21 protein-coding genes are annotated in these 19,670 nt (G+C 67.3%); 8 read left to right on the top strand and 13 right to left on the bottom strand.

What is annotated here, in order from left to right; all coding sequences use genetic code 11:
• Nucleotides 1-43: 43 nt before the first annotated feature.
• The 8 genes from denD (J0J10_RS06595) to J0J10_RS06560 form a co-directional block, all read right to left on the bottom strand.
• Nucleotides 44-1,027, bottom strand: a complete 984-nt coding sequence (gene denD / locus J0J10_RS06595; RefSeq protein ID WP_291645787.1) for a D-erythronate dehydrogenase — start codon at nt 1,025-1,027, stop codon at nt 44-46.
• 26 nt (nt 1,028-1,053) lie between these two features.
• Nucleotides 1,054-2,046: a D-erythronate dehydrogenase gene (gene denD, locus J0J10_RS06590; RefSeq protein WP_291645786.1), complete on the bottom strand. Its 993-nt coding sequence runs from the start codon at nt 2,044-2,046 to the stop codon at nt 1,054-1,056.
• Between the two features lie 130 nt (nt 2,047-2,176).
• Nucleotides 2,177-2,923 carry an SDR family oxidoreductase gene (locus tag J0J10_RS06585; RefSeq protein WP_066477402.1) on the bottom strand — a complete coding sequence of 249 codons (747 nt, stop codon included), beginning with the start codon at nt 2,921-2,923 and terminating at the stop codon, nt 2,177-2,179.
• A 25-nt stretch (nt 2,924-2,948) separates the two neighbouring features.
• Nucleotides 2,949-3,395, bottom strand: a complete 447-nt coding sequence (locus tag J0J10_RS06580) for a GNAT family N-acetyltransferase (RefSeq protein ID WP_291645785.1) — start codon at nt 3,393-3,395, stop codon at nt 2,949-2,951.
• Nucleotide 3,396: 1 nt separating this feature from the next.
• Nucleotides 3,397-4,074: a GNAT family N-acetyltransferase gene (locus J0J10_RS06575; RefSeq protein WP_291645784.1), complete on the bottom strand. Its 678-nt coding sequence runs from the start codon at nt 4,072-4,074 to the stop codon at nt 3,397-3,399.
• The gene (locus J0J10_RS06570) at nt 4,071-4,397 is read right to left on the bottom strand and encodes a hypothetical protein (RefSeq protein ID WP_291645783.1); all 327 of its coding nucleotides are present in this window, start codon (nt 4,395-4,397) and stop codon (nt 4,071-4,073) included. Before J0J10_RS06570 ends, J0J10_RS06575 begins: the two co-directional genes overlap by 4 nt.
• A complete protein-coding gene (locus J0J10_RS06565) occupies nt 4,394-5,233 on the bottom strand; it encodes an isocitrate lyase/PEP mutase family protein (RefSeq protein WP_291645782.1) in 840 nt (279 codons plus the stop codon). The genes J0J10_RS06570 and J0J10_RS06565 overlap by 4 nt, the downstream gene beginning before the upstream one ends.
• A gap of 267 nt (nt 5,234-5,500) precedes the next feature.
• A complete protein-coding gene (locus tag J0J10_RS06560; RefSeq protein WP_291637602.1) occupies nt 5,501-7,351 on the bottom strand; it encodes an IlvD/Edd family dehydratase in 1,851 nt (616 codons plus the stop codon).
• A gap of 358 nt (nt 7,352-7,709) precedes the next feature.
• On the opposite strand from J0J10_RS06560, the gene J0J10_RS06555 reads away from it, so the two are divergent.
• Both J0J10_RS06555 and J0J10_RS06550 read left to right on the top strand, forming a co-directional pair.
• Nucleotides 7,710-8,894 (top strand): pyridoxal phosphate-dependent aminotransferase, encoded by a 1,185-nt coding sequence (locus tag J0J10_RS06555; RefSeq protein ID WP_291637604.1) that lies wholly within the window; start codon nt 7,710-7,712, stop codon nt 8,892-8,894.
• Nucleotides 8,891-9,220, top strand: a complete 330-nt coding sequence (locus J0J10_RS06550; RefSeq protein ID WP_291645781.1) for an SMR family transporter — start codon at nt 8,891-8,893, stop codon at nt 9,218-9,220. The genes J0J10_RS06555 and J0J10_RS06550 overlap by 4 nt, the downstream gene beginning before the upstream one ends.
• Before the next feature lie 145 nt (nt 9,221-9,365).
• Here the strand turns inward: J0J10_RS06550 and J0J10_RS06545 are convergent, their stop codons facing one another.
• Nucleotides 9,366-10,277 (bottom strand): tellurite resistance TerB family protein, encoded by a 912-nt coding sequence (locus J0J10_RS06545; protein ID WP_291637611.1) that lies wholly within the window; start codon nt 10,275-10,277, stop codon nt 9,366-9,368.
• A gap of 289 nt (nt 10,278-10,566) precedes the next feature.
• Between J0J10_RS06545 and ykgO the strand changes: the two genes are divergently transcribed.
• From ykgO to J0J10_RS06515, 6 genes are all read left to right on the top strand, one after another.
• Nucleotides 10,567-10,692, top strand: coding sequence for a type B 50S ribosomal protein L36 (gene ykgO, locus J0J10_RS06540; RefSeq protein ID WP_114828362.1), 126 nt, complete (start codon nt 10,567-10,569; stop codon nt 10,690-10,692).
• A 166-nt stretch (nt 10,693-10,858) separates the two neighbouring features.
• Nucleotides 10,859-11,509: a tetratricopeptide repeat protein gene (locus J0J10_RS06535; protein WP_291645780.1), complete on the top strand. Its 651-nt coding sequence runs from the start codon at nt 10,859-10,861 to the stop codon at nt 11,507-11,509.
• Nucleotides 11,510-11,557: 48 nt separating this feature from the next.
• Nucleotides 11,558-12,514 (top strand): alpha/beta fold hydrolase, encoded by a 957-nt coding sequence (locus J0J10_RS06530; protein WP_291645779.1) that lies wholly within the window; start codon nt 11,558-11,560, stop codon nt 12,512-12,514.
• A gap of 73 nt (nt 12,515-12,587) precedes the next feature.
• Nucleotides 12,588-13,001 carry an MbcA/ParS/Xre antitoxin family protein gene (locus J0J10_RS06525; protein WP_291637619.1) on the top strand — a complete coding sequence of 138 codons (414 nt, stop codon included), beginning with the start codon at nt 12,588-12,590 and terminating at the stop codon, nt 12,999-13,001.
• Nucleotides 12,995-13,708: an RES family NAD+ phosphorylase gene (locus J0J10_RS06520; RefSeq protein ID WP_465247165.1), complete on the top strand. Its 714-nt coding sequence runs from the start codon at nt 12,995-12,997 to the stop codon at nt 13,706-13,708. Before J0J10_RS06525 ends, J0J10_RS06520 begins: the two co-directional genes overlap by 7 nt.
• 216 nt (nt 13,709-13,924) lie before the next feature.
• Nucleotides 13,925-14,653 (top strand): class I SAM-dependent methyltransferase, encoded by a 729-nt coding sequence (locus tag J0J10_RS06515; RefSeq protein WP_291645778.1) that lies wholly within the window; start codon nt 13,925-13,927, stop codon nt 14,651-14,653.
• Nucleotides 14,654-14,675: 22 nt separating this feature from the next.
• Here the strand turns inward: J0J10_RS06515 and pncB are convergent, their stop codons facing one another.
• The 4 genes from pncB to J0J10_RS06495 form a co-directional block, all read right to left on the bottom strand.
• Nucleotides 14,676-15,980 carry a nicotinate phosphoribosyltransferase gene (gene pncB / locus J0J10_RS06510; protein WP_291645777.1) on the bottom strand — a complete coding sequence of 435 codons (1,305 nt, stop codon included), beginning with the start codon at nt 15,978-15,980 and terminating at the stop codon, nt 14,676-14,678.
• 259 nt (nt 15,981-16,239) lie between these two features.
• The gene (pyk, locus tag J0J10_RS06505; protein WP_291645776.1) at nt 16,240-17,679 is read right to left on the bottom strand and encodes a pyruvate kinase; all 1,440 of its coding nucleotides are present in this window, start codon (nt 17,677-17,679) and stop codon (nt 16,240-16,242) included.
• Between the two features lie 125 nt (nt 17,680-17,804).
• Entirely contained in the window at nt 17,805-18,257 is a 453-nt protein-coding gene (locus J0J10_RS06500; RefSeq protein ID WP_291645775.1) for a DUF1036 domain-containing protein, read from the bottom strand.
• Nucleotides 18,254-19,561 (bottom strand): glycerate kinase type-2 family protein, encoded by a 1,308-nt coding sequence (locus tag J0J10_RS06495; RefSeq protein WP_291645774.1) that lies wholly within the window; start codon nt 19,559-19,561, stop codon nt 18,254-18,256. Before J0J10_RS06495 ends, J0J10_RS06500 begins: the two co-directional genes overlap by 4 nt.
• Nucleotides 19,562-19,670: the final 109 nt, after the last annotated feature.

Here is a 19,670-nt window from a genome sequence, read left to right as displayed (position 1 = left end):
CACAAGGCCGAGCATGACGGTGGAGGCATTCGACCTTCGGTCCTTACGCGACGAACTTGCCGCCGAGCTCATCCTCGATATGGACGCGGATGATCTCCTCGAAATTCGCCTCGGCCTTGAAGCCGAGCGCGGTCGCGCGCTGGGCGTTAAAGTTCCGCGGCCAGCCGGCGACGATCTTGTCGATCACCGGATCGATCTCGCGGCGGATGCGCTTGACGACGTTCTCGCCGGCGACCTTGCGCAGGGTCTCGATCTGCTCGGCGACCGTGCAGGAATAGCCCGGCATGGTCAGGGCGCGGCGCGGGCCGATCGCGGCGGTGTCCATGGTCGCGGCATGGACGAGGAAGCCGACGGCCGAGCGCGGCGAGGCATGCCAGTGGCGGACCTGGTCGGAGACGGGCAGCACCGCTTCCTGGCCGTTCAGCGGCTCGCGGATGATGTTGGAGAAGAAGCCGGAGGCGGCCTTGTTCGGCGTACCCGGGCGCACGCAGATGGTCGGCAGGCGGATGCCGACGCCGTCGAAGAAGCCGCGGCGGCTATAGTCGCAGAGCAGGAGCTCGCCGATCGCCTTCTGGGTGCCGTAGCTGGTCAGCGGCGTGGTGAAGAACTCGTCCTCGATCTTGTCATGGAAGGGCGCGCCGAAGACGGCGACCGAGGAGGTGAAGACCACGCGCGGCTTGTAGCCGTCGCCGGCCTGGCGGATCGCCTCGAAGAGATAGCGCGTGCCGTCGAGATTGATGCGGTAGCCCTTGTCGAAATCGGCCTCGGCCTCGCCGGAGACGACGGCGGCGAGATGGATGATCAGCTCGGGGCGCGAGGCGATCAGCTTCTCGGCCTCGCCGGGCTGCGACAGGTCGGAAGTCAGCGTCTCGAAGGCGAAGGGGGCGTTGGCCGGCGGGCTGGCCGGGAAGATGTCCTGCGCCGTGACCTTGTCGACCGGCTTGCCTCCGAGCTGCTTGTCGCGTGCCAGCCGCTCGATGAACTTGCGGCCGACCATGCCGGCGCCGCCGAGAACGAGAATATGCATGGGTGTTTCCTCGATTGTCTGATTGATCAGTTGGGGAGATGGCCGCCGAGGTCGTCCTCGATATGGATGCGGATGATCTCGTCGAAATCCTTCTCGGCCTTGAAGCCGAGAGCGATGGCGCGGGCGGCGTCGAAGCGGGTCGGCCAGCCCTTGACGATATCGGAGGCCGCCTTGTCGGGCGCGCGCCGGATCAGCTTCACCGCCTTGTCGCCGGCGATCCGGCGCAGCGCTTCGATCTGCTCGCCGACGGTGACGCAGACGCCGGGCATGCTCAGATTGATGCGCGGGCCGAGCTGTTCGCGGCCGAGGCCGGCGGCATGGATCAGGAAGCCCACGGCCGAACGCGGGCTGGCATGGCTGAAGAGCACGCTGTCCTCGACCGGCAGCAGCGCCTCCAGCCCCTGCAGCGGCTCGCGGATGATGCCGGAGAAGAAGCCGCCGGCCGAGGCATTGGGCTTGCCCGGACGGATCACGATCGAGGGGAAGCGGACGCCGACGCCCTCAACGAGCCCGCGGCGTGCATAGTCGGCGAGCAGGAGTTCGCCGATCGCCTTCTGGGTGCCGTAGCTGGTCAGCGGCGTGACGTGGAATTCGTCCGAGATCGAAGCCGGGAAGGGGGCGCCGAAGATCCCGCTCGACGAGGAGAAGACCAGCTTGGGGACGTAAGGCCCGTTGCGGATGCCCTCCTGCCGGATCGCCTCCAAGAGGTTGCGCATGCCGTCGAGGTTGATGCGATAGCCCTTGTCGAAATCGCGTTCCGCCTCGCCGGAGATGATCGCGGCGAGGTGGAAGACGAGGTCGGGCCGCAGAGCCGCGAGCGCAGCAGCGACTGCTGGGTCGCCGGCATCCTCGGTACGGGTCTCGATCTCTCCGGAAAAGCCGGTCGGCCTTGGTGGAGCGACGACATCGGTCAGGGTCAGGCGCGAGATCGGCCGATCATTGCAGGCGCCTTCGCGCGCCAGGCGCGCGGCAAGGCGCTGGCCGATCATGCCGCTGGCGCCGGTGATCAGGACATGCATGGCGTCGCTCCGATTGCCGGAGCCTGTTCGGCAAAGAGGAAAGCTACTCTCAGCGATCCGAACAGGCTCGACTTATTGACCTGGCAGGAGTGATTTCCGCTCGGCTGTTTCCAGCCGAGTGGAAGGCGCCTCAGAGCGCGAAGCCGCCATCGGCGAGGTGGATCTGGCCGGTGGTGTAGCTCGCCTCGTCGGAAGCGAGATAGACGGCGAGCCAGGCGATCTCCTCGGCGGTGCCGAGACGGGCCATGGGCTGGCGATCGATGAAGGCCTGGCGCGCCTGGGCCTCGGTCGTGTTCGTAACCTTGGCGAGCTCGATGATGCGCTGGTCGAGCGAGGGCGACTGGATCGTGCCGGGGCAGATCGCGTTCGAGCGGATGCCCTTCTTGATGTAGTCCGCCGCGACCGCCTTGGTCAGGCCGATCACCGCCGCCTTGGTCGCGCCGTAGACATAGCGGTTCGGGATGCCGCGCACCGAGCCGGCGCCCGAGGCGATGTTGACGATCGAGCCCTTGCCGGCGGCGAGCATGCCGGGGACGAAGGCCTTGATCGTGCGGTGCATCGACTTGACGTTGAGGTCGAAGGAGAACTCCCAGGCCTTGTCGTCGCATTCCAGCACGGTGCCGTGATGCACGAAGCCGGCGGCGTTGACGAGGATGTCGATGGTGCCGACCTTTTCGGCGAAGGCCTCGACCGCCTTGGTCGAGAGCACGTCGAGCTTGCGCTTCTTGGCCTTCGGAATGCCCTCGAGCAAGGCGACGTCCTTGTCGGTCGCCCAGACGGTCGCGCCCTCGGCGACGAAGGCCTCGGCGATCGCGCGGCCAATGCCCTGTCCAGCCGCGGTGACGACCGCAACCTTGCCCTTCAAACGTCCAGCCATTGTGCTTCTTCCTTGTACTTTCCGACTATCGGAGGTTCTTGCGCATATGGATCAGCCGGCGGTCCGGCAGATCCTCGAAATGTGTGGTCTGGTAGCCCAGCCGCTCATACCAGCCGATGCGCTCGGCAAGCCTGGCATGGGTATAGAGGTGGATGGCGTCGTGGCCGAGCGCTCGGGCCCTCTCCTCAGCGAAATTCATCAAGGTCGAGCCGATCTTCCGGCCTGCGGCGGCCGGCGCCACGGCGATGCTCCAGAGCGTGAACTTCGCCGGCTCCTCCTCGAGCACCAGGACGCCGTCGAGCTCTGCGCCGGTTTCGGCGAGCCAGACTTCATGCCCCGCCAGCACCTGATGATAGTCGGCGATGCGCGGCAGCGAGGGCACGCCGATGATGCTCTCATTCGGCAGATAGGCAGCCTCGGTCAGCGCGGCGATCGCCGGGATATCGTCCGTCGAGGCGCGGCGCAGCGACATGTCAGGCTGCTTTCGCCTGCTTCATGAAATCCGTCAGCGAGGTCTTCTGCCGGCCTTCCGCATCGAAATTCTCCGGCGCCAGCCAGCGCTCGAAGGCTTCGGCCCGTTTCGGCCATTCGCCATCGGTGATCGAGAACCAGGCGGTGTCGCGGTTGCGGCCCTTGACCACCATGTGCTGGCGGAAAAGCCCCTCATACTGGAAGCCGAAGCGCAGAGCGGCGCGCTTGGAGGGCTCGTTGAGATTGTTGCACTTCCACTCATAGCGGCGATAGCCGAGCGAGAAGCCATAGGCGCCGCAGAGATAGATCGCCTCGCTCGCCACCCGGGTGCGCTGCAAGGACGGCGAGTAGGTGATGTAGCCGACCTCGAAGACGCCCTGCTCGGGGCGGATCTCCATCAGCCAGAGATGGCCCTTGGCCTTGCCGTCGGCCTTGTCGATTACGGCGAAGGGCACGATGCCGGGCTTGGCGACCATGGTCGCCAGCAACTCGCCATAGGCCGCCTTGTCCTCGGGCGGATGGGCCGGCATCCACTCCCAGAGCGCGTCATGGCCGGCCATTGCCGTCCAGATCTCGTCGAAATGGCGGGTCGGATCGATCGGTTCGAGCCGGCAATAGCGGCCATCAAGGACCTTGGCGGGCGGGAAGGGCGGGGGAGTCCAGTCCAGAACCGGGTTCATTTCGTCGCCTTTTCGCGCCAGCCGTTCAGGTCCTGGGTGACGTCCCAGTCCGGTCCGAGCTCGTCGATGATGGCCTGCGCCAAAGCGGCGCCTTCGGCTTCCCAGGCGAGCCGCTCGACCGGGTTGCCGAAATCGGAGGCGGCTTCATCGGCCTCGTCATAGATCGCGTCGAAGGAATCCATCCAGCTTTCGAGCCGGTCGGCAAGATCGTCGGAGAGGCCGACATCCTCGGCGTCGACCGGCTTGCGCTTGCCCTTGGCGTCGACCAGCCAGAGGCCGCTGCAGCCGAGCCATTCCGGCGCGATGAGGAGTTGTCCGCTCACGAGCGTGCCTTCAGATCATCGCGGAAGAACGGGTTGAGCGGGGCGGAGGCGCCATTGCCGGCAAAGCCCCGAAAACTGCCCTCGTCCTTGATCAGGCGGGTGGCCTCGATGAAGGCTGCCCAGGCGGCGCGGGCGAGCGCTCCGCCGATCGAGATCCGGCGGGTGCCGGCCGCGGCGATGTCGGAAACGCTGAGGCCGAAATCGCCATAGACCAGTGTATTGACCGGCTTGCCGCCGGCCGCGGCGACGATGGTGCCGATATCGGCCACAGTCTTCGGGCCGGGGGCATAGAGCACGTCGGCGCCCGCCTCCGCATAGGCGCTGATGCGGCGCGCCGACTCGTTCAGCGGATCGGGGTGGCCGGTCAGGAAGCACTCGGCCCGGGCGGTCAGCAGCGCGCCGGAGCCGGTCTCGTCGATGGCGCGGCGGGCGGCACGGACGCGCTCGACCGCGAGCTCGAACGGATAGAGCGGGTCCTCGGTGCGGCCGGTCGCATCCTCGATCGAGAGGCCGGCTACGCCGGTCGCGATACAGAGCTTGACGTTGGCGGCGACGCCGTCGGGCGTGTCGGCATAGCCGTTCTCGAAATCGGCATTGATCGGCAGGTCCGGCACGGCCTTCACCAGCTCGGCGAGATGCGCCAGCATCATGTCGCGCGGCACGTCCTGGTCGGCGCGGGCCCTGGTGAAGGCGAAGCCGGCGCTGGTCGAGGCCAGGGCCGGAAAGCCCTGTCCGCGCAGCCAACGCGCCGAGCCTTCGTCCCAGGGATTGGGCATGACGAAGCAGCCGGCTTCATGAAGCCTACGGAAGATCTCGACCTGCGGGCTGTACGCCATTTTAAATCGTTTCAAAACGGTCTAGGGGCGCCATACTGTCGTTCTTGCGCCGATTTGTCAGCCCCGCAGCCCCGCATCGGGGGGCAAGCCGGGATGCGCCATGCGAATGCCGTGTCCTGAGGCGGGCCGGATGGCGCCGCGAGCGGCCCGGGCCCGTATCCCGACGACGCATCCTTCGCGGCTGAAAGAGCATCGCCCCGCGGCGCTGTGGCGCGGGCGGGGCGATGTCGTAGACGCTGTATGGCGTCGCGATCGTTGCGGGCGCGATCAGTGGTTGTCGCGCGGCACGCCGAACTTCTTGTGGATCTTCTGGTACTTGACCGCCGGCTTGAGAACCATGCCCTCGGACAGCTCGCCGACGATCTTGCGCTGGATCTCCTGCCAGGGGGTCTGGCTCTTCGGATACTTGTAGCCGCCATTGGCCTTGAACTCGGCCCGGCGCTGCGCCAGCTCCTCATCCGAGATCAGGATGTTGGCCGTGCGCTTCTTCAGGTCGATGCGGACCTTGTCGCCGGTGATGAGCAGAGCCAGCCCGCCGCCGGTCGCCGCTTCCGGCGAGGCGTTGAGGATCGAGGGCGAGCCCGAGGTGCCGGACTGGCGGCCATCGCCGACGCAGGCCAGCGCGGAAACGCCCTTCTTGATCAGGTAATCCGGCGGCCGCATGTTCACCACCTCTGCCGCGCCCGGATAGCCGATCGGCCCGACGCCGCGGATGAACAGGATGCAGTGCTCGTCGATGGCGAGCGCCGGATCGTCGATGCGGTGGTGATAGTCCTCCGGCCCGTCGAAGACGATGGCGCGGCCCTCGAAGGCCATCGGGTCCTTCGGGTTCTCGAGATAGCGCTTGCGGAACTCCGGCGTGATCACCGAGGTCTTCATGATCGCCGAGTCGAACAGGTTGCCGGAGAGGTTGAGGAACCCGGCCTCCTTCTTCATCGGCTCGTCATAGCTCTTGATGACGTCGCGGTTGATCGCGAAGAAGCCCTTGCAGTTTTCTTCGTGGGTGCGGCCATTGGCGGTGATCGCCGGCTTGAGCTTGCCCTTCTCGAGCAGCTCGGCGATCACGGCGGGCAGGCCGCCGGCGCGATAATAGTCCTCGCCGAGATACTCGCCGGCCGGCTGCATGTTGACCAGGAGCGGCGTGTCGTAGCCGATCTTGGTCCAGTCCTCGTTGTCGAGGGCTACGCCGATATGCTTGGCGATGGCGTTGACATGGACCGGCGCATTGGTCGAGCCGCCGATCGCCGAATTGATGACGATGGTGTTCTCGAAGGCTTCACGCGTCAGGATCTTCGAGGGGATCAGGTTCTCCCAGACCATCTCGACGATGCGGCGGCCGGTGAGATAGGCCATCTCATAGCGGTCACGATAGGGGGCCGGAATGGCGGCCGCGCCGGGCAGGGTCATGCCCATCGCCTCGGCGAGCGCGTTCATGGTCGAGGCCGTGCCCATGGTGTTGCAGTGGCCGGCCGACGGTGCCGAGGAGGCGACGAGGTCGACGAAGCCGCGATAGTCGATCTCGCCGGCCGCCATCATCTGGCGCGCCTTCCAGACGATCGTGCCCGAGCCGGTGCGCTCGCCGCGGAAGTCGCCGTTCAGCATCGGGCCGCCCGGCAGGGCGATCGCCGGGATGTCGACCGTCGCAGCCGCCATGATCTGGGCCGGGGTGGTCTTGTCGCAGCCGGTCGTCAGCACGACACCGTCGATCGGGTAGCCGTAGAGGATCTCGACTAGGCTGAGATATTGCAGGTTGCGGTCGAGCGAGGCGGTCGGCCGCTTGCAGGTTTCCTGGATCGGATGGATCGGGAACTCGAAGGGCACGCCGCCCATTTCGCGGATGCCGTCGCGGACGCGGCTGGCGAGCTCGAGATGATGGCGGTTGCAGGGGGCGATGTCGGAGCCGGTCTGGGCGATGCCGATGATCGGGCGGCCCGACTGCAACTCCTCGCGCGACAGGCCGAAATTCATGGTGCGCTCGATATAGAGCGCGGTCATGTCGGCATTGGCGGGGTTGTCGAACCAGGCCTTGGAGCGCAGCTGCTCCGGCTTGATCCTGCGGACCGGCTTCTTGCCATTCGAAGACTTGCTCGGCGTCTTGCCTGTGGGGCTCTTGGCCATCCCGTCGTTTCCTCTCGCGGCCAGGCGGCCTTCGAGCCGCTTCGGCATCGTCTTTAAATCGATTTGACCGACAGGTCATGCCGGCCACGGCAGCACGGCAAGCGCACTTGCCGTTGCTACTGTATTCTGCATACAGCAGCTTTGAGCGGCCTGCCAATCGCCAATGCACGCCCGGCACCAGCAAAGGTCGCGGCGGCGCAGTTTGCAAGTGTTCCAAATGCGGCCCAGCCCGGCGAGGGGCGCAGATGCGGGGGCCGAGAGCAGGCTTGCCCGGGCGCGGCTTTGCGGCCAAGACAGATGGACAAGGCCGGCCCGGCCTGCGGGACGGGTGCGACAACAAGCGCAAGAGGAAACCGCCATGACGCTCCAGGTCGTCCCATCCTTCGCCCGGATCGGCGAGGAAAACGCTTTCGCCGTGCTGGCGCGGGCGACCGAATTGCAGCGCCAGGGCAAGGACATCATCAATCTCGGCATCGGCCAGCCGGATTTCCCGACGCCGGAGCATATCGTCGAGGCGGCGGTGAAGGCGCTGCGCGACGGCCATCACGGCTACACGCCGGCGAATGGCATCCTGCCGCTGCGCGAGGCGGTCGCGGCTGATCTGCACAAGCGCTATGCCGTGAACGTCTCGCCGGAAGAGGTGATGATCGTGCCGGGCGGCAAGGTCACCATGTTCATGGCGATCCTGATGTTCGGCGAGCCCGGCGCCGAGATCCTCTATCCCGATCCCGGCTTCCCGATCTATCGCTCGATGATCGAGTACACCGGCGCGACGCCGGTGCCGGTGCCGATCCGCGAGGCGAACGGCTTCGCCTTCTCGGCCGAGGAGACGCTGTCGCTGATCACGCCGAAGACGCGACTTCTGATCGTCAACTCGCCGGCGAACCCGACCGGCGGCGTGACGCCCAAGGCCGAGGTCGACAAGCTCGTCGCCGGCCTTGCGAACTTCCCCCACGTCGCCGTGATGTCGGATGAAATCTACGACCAGATGCTCTATGACGGCGAGAAGCATGTCTGCCTCTTGAGCTATCCGGAAATCCGCGACCGGCTGATCCTGCTCAATGGCTGGTCGAAGACCTATGCCATGACCGGCTGGCGCATGGGCTTCTCGATCTGGCCGAAGCCGCTCTACGACAATGCCCGCAAGCTCGCGGTGAACTCGCATTCCTGCGTCAACGCGCCGGCGCAATGGGCGGGGCTCGCGGCGCTGACCGGCCCGCAGGACGCGGTCGCGATGATGCTGGCGGAGTTCGACCGGCGCCGGAAGGCGGTCGTCGCCGGGCTGAACGAACTGCCTGGCGTCTCCTGTATCGAGCCGAAGGGGGCGTTCTACGCTTTCCCGAATGTCTCGCAGACCGGCTGGAAGGCGAAGAAGCTCGCTTCGGCGCTGCTCGAGGAGACCGGCGTCGCGACCATCGGCGGGCCGGATTTCGGCGTGCATGGCGAGGGCTATATCCGCCTGTCCTATGCCAACTCGCTGGAGAATATCGAGCGGGCGCTCGGCCGGATGGGCGAGTTCCTCAAGAGCGCCAAGGCCGCATGAGCTATCTTTATCTCGCATTCGCGATTGTCAGCGAGGTGATCGGCACCTCGGCGCTGAAGGCGTCCGAGCAGTTCACCCGGCCGGTGCCCTCGCTGATCACGCTGGTCGCCTTCGCGAGCGCGTTCTACTTCCTGTCGCTGACATTGCGGACCATGCCGGTCGGCATCGCCTATGCGATCTGGTCGGGCGTCGGCATCGTCTTGATCAGCCTGATCGCGCTCGTCCTGTTCGGGCAGAAGCTCGACCTGCCGGCGGTGATCGGCATGGGCCTGATCGTCGCCGGCGTCGTCGTGATCAACGCCTTCTCAAAGTCGGTGGCTCACTGAGCCAGGCGGCGTGGGCAGGGTGAGGCCGGCCTGCACCGAGCGAGGCTCCGGTGCTTTCTGTTCTTGGTGCGTCATTCCGGAGCGGCGCCGCTGATGCGGCTTGTCCGGAGTGACGGCTGATCGGGGGGGGCGTCCCCTGCCGGCCTCAGACCTTCGCTGCACTCGCGGCGGCGTCGATATTGGCCACCAGCTCGGCATCGAGGCCGAGGGAGCCGGCGAGGCCGGCGAGGAAGTCCTTTTCCGCCGGCTTGTCCGGATTGATGGCGATTCGGGCCGCGGTGTAGATCTGCGCCGCGAGCTCCGGCGACTCGGCGCCCTCGACCAGCTCGTCGACCGAGGCGGGATTCGCCATCTCGTTGGCGAGCCAGGCATTTGCCTCCGGGTCGAAGCCGGCCTCGCGCAGGCCGCCGAGAATGGCGCCACGCTCGCTGTCGTCGATATGGCCGTCCGATGCCGAGGCGGCGATCATGGCGCGGATGAAGATCAGCGCATTGGCGTCGCTCGCGGCTTCCGGCTCGAAGCCCGAGCCGGCGGGGGCTGGCAGCAGGACTCGCTGCTCGGCGCCGAGCAGCGGCTTGCCGGCCTGATAGTTCTGGTAGGCCTTGTAGGCGAGGCCGCCGACCAGAGCGAGGCCGCCGACCTTGACGGCGGAGCCGGCAATGGAGCGCCCGGCCGAGGTGCCGAAGATCAGCGCGCCTAGGCCACCGAGGACCGCGCCGGCGGCCAGCTGGTTGTTGCCGAACATGCCCTTCGCCTGGGCGAGTAACTCCTCCGGCGTCTTGCCGCCGGAAATCTGGCCGACGATGTCGGTGGCGCCCTGCTGCAGCCCGGTCTTCTGGGCGGCGTCCTGCACGCCCTGCGTGGCCTGGCCGAAGATCTGGCCGGCCATGCCGGCGAGGCCACCGGCGCCGCCCGCCTGCTGGACCTGCTGGGCGATGTTGCCGAGCATGCCGCTCAGCCCGCCGCTGCCGCCCTGTGCGCCCTGCTGCCCTGCCTGGGCACCGATCTGGCTGCCGGCGCTGACGAGCGCATCGAGAAGGGATTTGGCGTTGAACATCGAAGGACTCCTTCGGAAGGCATGCCGGGGCGGCGGCGCACTCTAGGCACCGCATTCTGTGGCCGCTAGACGGGTCATGCGAAAACGGCGGGAGGATGGCGGCGGGCGGTCGCGAGAAAGGCGATGAATTCGGCGCCTTCGCCCTTGCTTTCGGCGTCAAAGTCCTTATACAGCCGCCATCGCATCAGGCGCGCTGTCGTTTGTTCGATGAGGGCCGGTCAAACGGTTCGCGTCGCGCCAAAATTTTTGACCGGTTTCGCCGCAGGGCGAGCCGATGGGAGTTCGAGCCATGAAGATCCGCAATTCGCTCAAGTCGCTGCGTCTCCGTCATCGCGACAACCAGCTCGTGCGCCGCAAGGGCCGCGTCTACATCATCAACAAGGTCCAGAAGCGCTTCAAGGCGCGCCAGGGCTGAGTTTCGACGCGGCTTTACGCCGCGTCGACCGGCACTATGCCAGACCGGAACAAGAGCGGGCTGCACTTCGGTGCGGCCCGCTTTTTTGGCTTGGCCGTCCTGGCTTTCCGGTGAGTTCGCCGTCCCGTGAATTGACGCCGGGCCGATGCCGCCTACATTCACGGACATGAGGCTCGTCCGTTTCCTCCGCTTGGCGCTGGTGCCGCTGTCGCTTGCCGTCACGGTGCCGCTATCCGTCTGGGCGCAGCCGGCGCCGCCGTCGCGCGACGGCGCGGTGCCGCCGGCCGACATCGACGACAAGCCCAATCAACCAGAGACGCCGGCGCCGCGCAGCCCGGCGGCGACACTCGACAAGCTGTTCGAGCGTCTGGCTGCCGCCAAGACGCCGGAAGAGGCCAAGGGCATCGCGAATCTGATCCAGCGCCGCTGGGCGCGCTCCGGTTCGGACACCGCCGACCTCCTGATGAGCCGGGCGCAGCAGGCCGTGAAGGCGCAGGAGCTGCCGCTGGCGATCGAGCTGCTCGACCGGGTGATCACGCTCGAGCCGGACTGGGCCGAGGGCTGGAACCAGCGCGCCAATGCGCTCTTCCTGCTGGGGGACCCGATTCGCTCGCTTTTCGACATCGGAGAGACGCTGAAGCGCGAGCCGCGCCATTATGGCGCGATGATGGGGCTGGGCACGATCCTGCGCCAGCAGGGCGACGACAAGCGCGCCATGATCGCCTATCGGCAGGTGCTGGCGATCTACCCCGAGCTCGAAGCGGTCAAGGAGGCCGTCGAAGCGCTCAAGATCGAGGTCGACGGTCGCGACGCCTGAGTCGCGCTCGCGTAGCGACTCAATGCGATTGCCCGCGATGGAGCGGCAATGTTGCGTTGTGCCCTGATCGCCATCCTGCTCCTCGCGCTCGGCCTCGCTGTCTTCAGTGAGGTCACCCGTGCCGAGGTGGAGGCGCGCCACCCGCCCCGAGGCGCCTTCGTCGCGGTTGAAGGCGGGCGGCTGCATTATCGTGAGTGCAGGCCGGCGGGGGAGCCGCGCGGTACGGTTGTGCTACTCCATGGCGCCTATGACAACCATGCCGATCTGCTCGCGGCGCTCGGTCCGACGCTCTCCAATTATCGCGTCATCGCATTGGATCGCCCCGGCCATGGCTGGAGCGAGCGCTTGGGCGGGCGTGAGATGGCCGATCCCGGCCGGCAGGCGCAGGCCCTGATGCAGGGGCTCGACCGGATCGCGCCGGAGCGCTTCGTGCTCGTCGGGCATTCGCTCGGCGGCGCGATATCGTCCCGAATCGCACTGGAGCGACCGGAAAGGCTGCAGGGCCTCGTGCTGCTCGGCGCCATGAGCCATCCCTGGCCGGGCGGCATCGCCTGGTCGCAGCGTATCGCCGCTACGCCCTGGATCGGGTCGCTGTTCAGCCATGTTGTCGGCGTGCCGCTGGCGCGCTACCGGCTGGGCGGCGAGACGGACGCGGTCTCGGGCCTTGTCCCGCAACGGCCTTGCCATGAGGCGGCGGGCGAGGCTCGCCTGCTGCTGCGTCCCGACGTTCAGCAATCCAATGCAGAGGACATGGCTGTCGCTTTCGATTTCCTTGCCGATCAGGCGCCGCGCTATCGCGAGCTCGAAGTGCCGGTGCTGGCGGTCGCTGGGGATGCCGACACCATCGTTTCGCCAACGATCCATTCGGCTGCGATCGCGCGCGAGGCTCCGCAGGGGCGCCTGCTGCTGCTGCCGGGCGTCGGTCATATGCCGCAGCATGCCGCGCCGGGGCTGATCGCCGCGGCTATCGACGCGATGCTCGCAGCGGCTCGTGATCGGCGCTGAGCCAGCCAATCGCTGATCTAAACTTGCCATATGGCATCAATTTATCTATATGATGCCATATGGAGGATTGGTCATGACTGCGCTTTCTCCGGTCGATACCGCTGCTGCGCCGTTTTCTCCCGCCGCGATCACGCAGGAGGAGGCGGCGGCGATGTTCCGGGCGGCGGTCAATCTGTTTCGGCTCTGGGGCGTCACTGACGAGGAGGCCGCCATGCTGCTCGACCAGCCGGTGCGCAGCTACCGGCGCTGGAAGTCCGGCGAGATCGGCCGGATCGACCGCGACGGCGCGGCGCGGCTCTCCAATCTGATGGGCATTCACAAGGCGCTGCGCCTGATCTTCCGCGAGCCGCAGCGCGGCTATGCCTGGATCAGGGCGGCGAACGAGGCCTTCGGTGGCAAGTCGGCGCTCGCGGTCATGCTCGATGGCGAACTCACCGATCTGATGCGGGTGCGGCGCTATCTCGACGCCGAGCGTGGGCTCTGGTGAGTTCCGGCAAGTTTCCGGTCGTTCCGGTCGCGTGCTCGGCGGCGGTCCGCATCATCCGCAGCGCCTTCCCGCCGATCGATCTGTTCGAGGACATCGCCGACCCCGCCGACTGGCCACTGCTGATCTCGGCCGAGATGAAGACCAATCCGCGGCTGATGGAGACGATCGGCAATCTCGATCTGGTGCCGCCGGGCCGTCGCGTCTCCGGCCCCGGGGCGAGCCTCCTGATGGCGCCCTTCACCCATGTCAGCCGCGACCGGCCGAGCCGGTTCAGCGACGGCTCGTTCGGCGTGCTCTATGCCGGCGACGTCTTCGAGACGGCGCTGTTCGAGACGATCCATCACCATGCAAGCTTCATGGCGAAGACACAGGAGCCGCCGGGCTGGACCTCGCAGTTCCGCGAGATCGTTCTCTCGGTCGAAGGCTCACTGCACGATCTGCGTGGCGAGGCGGTCGGGACGAGCCCGCTGCTGCTGGCGGAAGGGTACGAGGCCGGGCAGGCGCTGGGCGCGCGGCTCAGGGCGTCGGGCTCGGACGGCGTCGTCTATCCGAGCGTGCGCCGGCCGGACGGCGAATGCGTCGGCCTGTTCTGGCCGGACCTCGCGCACGATCCGGTTCAGGGCCGGCATCTCGACTATCACTGGAACGGCAGGCGGGTGGATCTCTACCGCGAGGCTGGGACGGGGAGGGTGTTCCGGATCGGGTAGCCCGTTGACACGCCCTCGCTCTGCTCCAGATAATGCCGGCATGATCGAGAAGGACACGCATATTGTCGCCCGGCTCGCCGGCATCCCGACTGGCGGGATGCCGGGGCATCGATCGCGTTAGTCCAAGCGTATCGCGCACCCGCAGCCTCGCCGGATACGGACGAGGCCGTCTTTTCGCCTGTGCCTCGTCCATCCGCATGACCGATGGAGCCTTTCATGGCACAGAACATCTATGACGATCCCGAATTCTTCGCCGGCTATAGCCAGCTTCCGCGGCAGGTCCACGGCCTCGCCGGGGCGCCGGAATGGCCGGCCATCCGCGCACTTATCCCCGATCTGAAGGGGAGGCGGGTCGTCGATCTCGGCTGTGGCTTCGGCTGGTTCGCGCGCTGGGCGCGCGAACAGGGCGCCGCATCGGTCACGGGTCTGGATGTCTCCGAAAAGATGATCGCGCGTGCCCGGGCGCAGACCTCGGATGCCGCGATCGCCTATGAGATCGCCGATCTCGAGACGCTTGAGCTGCCTCCGGCGGCGTTCGACTTCGCCTACAGCGCCCTGACCTTCCACTATATCGCGGATTTCGGCCGGCTGGTCCGCATGATCCACCAGGCTCTGACGCCGGGCGCGCATTTCGTCTTCACGATCGAGCACCCGATCTACATGGCGGCGGCCCATCCGCGCTGGTCGAGCGATGAGGACGGGCGCAAGACCTGGCCGGTGAACCGTTATGCCGTGGAAGGCGAGCGCCGCACCAACTGGTTCACCGACGGCGTCCTCAAATATCACCGGACGCTCGGTACGACGCTGAACGGCCTGATCGCCGCCGGCTGGACGCTCCGCCATGTCGCGGAATTCGCGCCGACCGCCGCCCAGATCACGGAGAATCCCGGGCTGGCGGAGGAGCTGGAGCGGCCGATGATGCTGCTGGTGTCGGCGCAGCGCTGATACCGTGCGGATCGCGGCGGGCTCAGACCCTGACCGCCTTCGCCTTGCGATCCGCGCCGCCGAAGATACGCAGGTATCGGGCGATCTCGGCCGGATCGCCCGTGGCCTTGTTCGGGTTGTCGGAGAGTTTCACCGCCGGGCGGCCATTGGCGCTGACGACCTTGCAGACCAGCGAGATCGGGTCGAGATCGGGCGTGCCGACCGGCGAGCAGCCAACGAAGTCGTTGGTGAGGTTGGTGCCCCAGCCGAAGCTGGTGCGGACCCTGCCGTGGAAATGGTGATAGGCTTCCTCGATCGAGTCGATGTCCATGCCGTCGGAGAAGATCAGCAGCTTGCTCTGGGGATCGCGGCCCTGGGATTTCCACCAGGCGATGATCTGCTCGCCTGCCTCGATCGGTGGGGCGCTGTCGGGGCGAAAGCCGGTCCAGTCGGCGAGCCAGGAGGGGGCGTCGTCGAGGAAGGCGGTGGTGCCGAAGGCGTCGGGCAGCACGATCAGGAGGTTGCCGGCATAGACCTGACGCCATTCGTCGAGCACGCGATAGGGGGCGGCGCGCAGTTCCTCGTCGCCGTCGGCCAGCGCCGCCAGCACCATCGGCAGTTCATGGGCGTTGGTGCCGATCGCCTCGAGATCGTTCTCCATGGCGAGCAGCACGTTCGAGGTGCCGGTGAAGGTCGGCCCGAGGCCCTCCTTCAGCGCCTCGACGCACCAGCGCTGCCAGAGATGGCCATGGCGGCGGCGGGTGCCGAAATCGGAGATGCGCAGATCGGGCAGCTTCTTCAGCCGCTCGACCTTGTCCCAGAGCTTCGACTTGGCGCGGGCATAGAGCACGTCGAGCGCGAAGCGCCCCCAGCCCTTCAGGGCCTGGCGCGAGCGCAGCTCGTTGACGATGGCGAGGGCCGGGATCTCCCACATCATCGAATGGGTCCAGGGGCCGGCGAAGGTCAGCTCGTATTGCCCGTCGACCTTGCGCAGCTCGTAATCGGGCAGGCGGAACTCGGCGAGCCAGGCGATGAAATCCGGCGTGAACATCTGGGTCTTGCCGTAGAAGCTGTTGCCGGCGAGCCAGATCAGCTCCTTCTTGGTGAAGCGCAGTTCCCGGGCATGGTCGAGCTGGGCGCGCAGCTCACCTTCGTCGATCACCTCGGCGAGCCGGATCGCCTTGCTGCGGTTGATCAGCCCGAAGGTGACCTCGACCTTCGGGTGGAAGCTCCTGATCATCTGCAGCATCAGGAGCTTGTAGAAATCGGTGTCGAGCAGGCTGCGCACGATCGGGTCGAGCCGCCAGCTGTGGTTGTAGGTCCGTGAGGCGATGTCGGTGATGGCCATGGGCGTCGCGGGCTGCTGGAAGGATCGCTCAAGCAGTAGAGCAGGGGCGGCCGCAGGGGAATGGCGGGCGGCGGCACAGGGTCATTCCGGGGCAGGCCGCAAGGCCCGAGCCCGGAACCCATGACCTCGATGCGTTTTCGAGAAAGCAGCACGACCGACAGTCTTGCTGCCGGCCGTGGTATTCATGGGGGCCGGGCTCTTCGCTGCGGGAAACCCCGGAAAGACGGCGTGCTTCCTCAGCAAGCGCGAAGAGACGTCCTCACGCCTGTTCGACATGCTCCTTCGCCACGAAGGCGATGCGGACCATGTTGGTCGCACCCGGCGTGCCGAAAGGGACGCCGGCGACGACGATGATGCGGTCGCCGAGCGCCGCATAGCCCTCGCGCACCGCGAATTTGCAGGCGCGGAAGGCCATGTCGTCATTGTCGCTGGCGTCCTTGGTGACGACCGCATGCACGCCCCAGACCAGGGTCAGGCGGCGTGCCGTCGCGCGGTTGGGCGTCAGCGCGACGACCGTCGAATTCGGCCGCTCGCGGGCGAGGCGGAAGGCGGTCGAGCCCGAGGAGGTCCAGGCCGCGATCGCCTTCAGGTGCAGGGCAGAGGCGATCTCATGGGCGGCCTTGGCGATGGCGTCGGCGCCGGTCGCCTCCGGCTCGGCGCGCTGCGCGTCGAGGATCGAGCGATAGGTCGTGTCGTTCTCGACCTCCTCGGCGATGCGGTTCATCATCGTGACGGCTTCGACCGGGAATTGGCCGGCGGCGCTCTCGGCCGAAAGCATCACGGCGTCGGCGCCCTCGAAGACGGCGGTCGCGACATCGGAGACCTCGGCGCGGGTCGGCACCGGGGCGGTGATCATGCTCTCCAGCATCTGGGTCGCGACCACCACCGGCTTGCCCATGCGCCGCGACAGGCGGGTGATGCGCTTCTGCGTGCCGGGAACCTTCTCGAGCGGCATCTCGACGCCGAGATCGCCGCGCGCGACCATGATCGCGTCGGAGGCATCGATGATTTCCTCGAGCCGCAGCAGCGCCTGCGGCTTCTCGATCTTGGCCAGGGCGAGCGCGCGGCCGCGCACGATCTTGCGGAGATCGGCCATGTCCTCGGGCCGCTGCACGAAGGAGAGTGCGATCCAGTCGACGCCGGCCTCGGCCGCCGCCTCGGCGTCGGAGCGGTCCTTGTCGGTCATCGCCGAGACCGCAATCGTGGTGTCGGGCAGGCTGATGCCCTTGCGCGAGGACAGCCGGCCGCCGACCGTGACCTTGGTGACGGCCTGCTTCTCCGAGGCCTTCTCGACCACGAGCCGGATCTTGCCGTCATCGAGGATCAGGTTGTGACCGGGCTCCAGCGCCGAGAGGATTTCCGGATGGGGCAGGTGGACGCGCTTGACCGTGCCGGGGGCAGGATCTGAATCGAGGGTGAAACGCGCGCCGTTCTCCAGCAGCACGCCGCCATCGCCACCGAACTGGCCGACGCGCAGCTTCGGCCCCTGCAGATCGGCGAGGATGCCGACCGGACGCCGGAACTGCGTCTCCAGCGCCCGCAGCATCGCGACCTTCTCGGGCAGCGTCTCGCGTTGGGTATGGCTCATGTTGATCCGGAAAACGTCGACGCCGGCCTGGAAAAGTTTCGCACACATCTCCGGCGTGGAGGAGGCGGGCCCCAATGTCGCGATGATCTTGATCCGTCGTTCCCGCCACATTGGGTCGTTTCTCCTTGTTCGCGCAGTTCGTTCTGCGTCCGGTCGTTCCGTCGCTTATTCGTGGCTCCAGGGCAAGCGCAGACGCAAGATTCTGCGCTCGCCCGGAACTGGAAAGGCTATCGCGGTCAAGGCCGCGGCGGCGCTGCTCCGGGGGTGTCGGTCAACTGGATCGTCCAGCCCTTCTGCTCGCCGGTGTCGACCTCGAAGAAGCCCGAGCGGTCATAGCCGCGCGACAGGCAATCCTCGATGCCGCGGATGGTGAACTCCTTGTTGCGGGTGCACATGATCGACTTGCCGGTCCATTCGCCGCCCTTGTCGTAGTCGACGGCGTGGACATAGTAGAAGCGTGCCGCCAGCGTGCCGCGCAGCAGGGTCTCGCAGGCCCGCGGCGCGATGTTCCACCAGCCTTCGGTGACCCAACCCTGGGCGTCGCGATAGCCGATGGCGACGCCGACGCGGCTGCCCGTGGTGTTGCACATGCGCAGATCAGCCAGCGCCGGGACGGCGCCTGCGAGCAGGAGCGCTGCCGGCAAGGCGAGGCGAAGCCCGGATCGGGCGAAGCGTGCGCTCAAAATCATGGATCGATCAGGATTACGCGGCAATCGTTGACATTGGTCAGGGTCGGGCCGGTCCGCAGCAGGTCGCCAAGGCCTTCGAAGAAGCCGGTCGAATCATTGTCGCGCAGCGATTGGGCGGGATCGAGGCCGAGCGCGCGGGCGCGTGCCAGCGTCGTCTCGTCGATGATCGCGCCCGCCGGATCGCTGGCTTCGCCGCCGCCGCCATCGGTGCCGTCGGTGTCGCCGATGAGCGCGACGATGCCCGGCTCGCTGGCGAGCGCGATGGCCAGCGCCAATGCGAACTCCTGGTTCGGGCCGCCACGGCCCTTGCCGGCGATGGTGACGGTGAGTTCGCCACCCGAGATCAGCGCGGCGCGCCGGCCTTCCGCCTTCAATGCAAGGGCCTGCCGGGCCTGCCGCTGCGCGACCTCGCGGGCCTCGCCTTCGAGATCGGGCCCGAGATCGATCGGTTCGTAACCGGCGGCGCGGGCGGCCGCCACCGCGGCGGCGATCGCGTCGGCCGGGCGGGCGACGATGCGGTAGTCGCTGCCGGCAAAGGCGGGATGGCCGGGCTTCGGCGTCTCGTTGGCCTCGTCGGCGAGGAGTGCCTCGGCCGCCGGCGGCAGCTTCAGCCCGTAGCGGGCGACGATGGCGCGGGCATCGGCCATGGTGCTGGGGTCGGGCACGGTCGGGCCCGAGGCGATGGCGGCCGGGTCATCATGCGGCACGTCGGAGACCGCGATGGTCAAAAGCCGTGCTGGGGCGGCGGCGAGGGCAAGCCTGCCGCCCTTGATGCGCGAGAGCCGCTTGCGCACGATGTTCATCTCGCCGATCGGCGCGCCCGAGCGCAGTAGCGCCTTGTTGACGGCCTGCTTCTCGGCCAGCGTGAGCGTGCCGGCCGGTGCGACCCAGTTGGCCGATCCGCCGCCGGAGAGCAGGACGAGGACGAGATCGTCGGCCGTTGCGCCCTGGGCGAGAGCGAGCGCGCGCTCGGCGCTGGCGATGCTGCCTTCGTCCGGTACCGGATGGCCGGCGGCGACCATCGGGATGTGGCGGGTCTTGGTCTCGTAGCCGTGCCGGGCGACGGCGTGGCCGAGCAGGCGTTCGGGCGCGAGGCCGAGCGTGTCGAGATAATGCGCTTCGGCGAGCGCGGTCATGCTGCCGGCGGCCTTGCCGGCGGCGAGCAGGATCAGGCGGCCGGACGGGGGAGGCTTGGGCAGGTGCCCGGCGAGCCAGCTGCTCGGATGGGCGCGCGCCACGGCGGCGTCGAAGATCGTCCGCGCCACTTTGCGCCGCTGTTCGATTGCCTTGCGAAGCTGTTGCAAACCGTCGGCCTTCCCGCGAATCCGATCATGCCAATCGACTTTCGTCTCAGCCCCTTCTATGTCGCTGGCGCGCGGGCGTCATCCGCGATTTGCTGGGCGGTTCCGAGGG

The sequence above is a fragment of the Allobosea sp. genome (assembly GCF_017308075.1).
Classification (GTDB): Bacteria; Pseudomonadota; Alphaproteobacteria; order Rhizobiales; family Beijerinckiaceae; genus Allobosea.
This window is presented reverse-complemented; position numbering and strand designations above follow the sequence as displayed.

Excerpts from the sequence above, each read along its gene's own strand:
- ykgO (WP_114828362.1), top strand. The coding sequence starts at position 10,567 with ATGAAGATCCGCAATTCGCTCAAGTCGCTGCGTCTCCGTCATCGCGAC.
- J0J10_RS06560 (WP_291637602.1), bottom strand. The coding sequence starts at position 7,351 with ATGGCCAAGAGCCCCACAGGCAAGACGCCGAGCAAGTCTTCGAATGGC.
- J0J10_RS06575 (WP_291645784.1), bottom strand. The coding sequence starts at position 4,074 with ATGAACCCGGTTCTGGACTGGACTCCCCCGCCCTTCCCGCCCGCCAAG.
- J0J10_RS06530 (WP_291645779.1), top strand. The coding sequence starts at position 11,558 with ATGTTGCGTTGTGCCCTGATCGCCATCCTGCTCCTCGCGCTCGGCCTC.
- denD (WP_291645786.1), bottom strand. The coding sequence starts at position 2,046 with ATGCATGTCCTGATCACCGGCGCCAGCGGCATGATCGGCCAGCGCCTT.
- J0J10_RS06585 (WP_066477402.1), bottom strand. The coding sequence starts at position 2,923 with ATGGCTGGACGTTTGAAGGGCAAGGTTGCGGTCGTCACCGCGGCTGGA.
- J0J10_RS06580 (WP_291645785.1), bottom strand. The coding sequence starts at position 3,395 with ATGTCGCTGCGCCGCGCCTCGACGGACGATATCCCGGCGATCGCCGCG.
- denD (WP_291645787.1), bottom strand. The coding sequence starts at position 1,027 with ATGCATATTCTCGTTCTCGGCGGCGCCGGCATGGTCGGCCGCAAGTTC.
- J0J10_RS06555 (WP_291637604.1), top strand. The coding sequence starts at position 7,710 with ATGACGCTCCAGGTCGTCCCATCCTTCGCCCGGATCGGCGAGGAAAAC.
- J0J10_RS06550 (WP_291645781.1), top strand. The coding sequence starts at position 8,891 with ATGAGCTATCTTTATCTCGCATTCGCGATTGTCAGCGAGGTGATCGGC.
- J0J10_RS06565 (WP_291645782.1), bottom strand. The coding sequence starts at position 5,233 with ATGGCGTACAGCCCGCAGGTCGAGATCTTCCGTAGGCTTCATGAAGCC.
- J0J10_RS06535 (WP_291645780.1), top strand. The coding sequence starts at position 10,859 with ATGAGGCTCGTCCGTTTCCTCCGCTTGGCGCTGGTGCCGCTGTCGCTT.
- pncB (WP_291645777.1), bottom strand. The coding sequence starts at position 15,980 with ATGGCCATCACCGACATCGCCTCACGGACCTACAACCACAGCTGGCGG.
- pyk (WP_291645776.1), bottom strand. The coding sequence starts at position 17,679 with ATGTGGCGGGAACGACGGATCAAGATCATCGCGACATTGGGGCCCGCC.
- J0J10_RS06525 (WP_291637619.1), top strand. The coding sequence starts at position 12,588 with ATGACTGCGCTTTCTCCGGTCGATACCGCTGCTGCGCCGTTTTCTCCC.
- J0J10_RS06500 (WP_291645775.1), bottom strand. The coding sequence starts at position 18,257 with ATGATTTTGAGCGCACGCTTCGCCCGATCCGGGCTTCGCCTCGCCTTG.
- J0J10_RS06515 (WP_291645778.1), top strand. The coding sequence starts at position 13,925 with ATGGCACAGAACATCTATGACGATCCCGAATTCTTCGCCGGCTATAGC.
- J0J10_RS06545 (WP_291637611.1), bottom strand. The coding sequence starts at position 10,277 with ATGTTCAACGCCAAATCCCTTCTCGATGCGCTCGTCAGCGCCGGCAGC.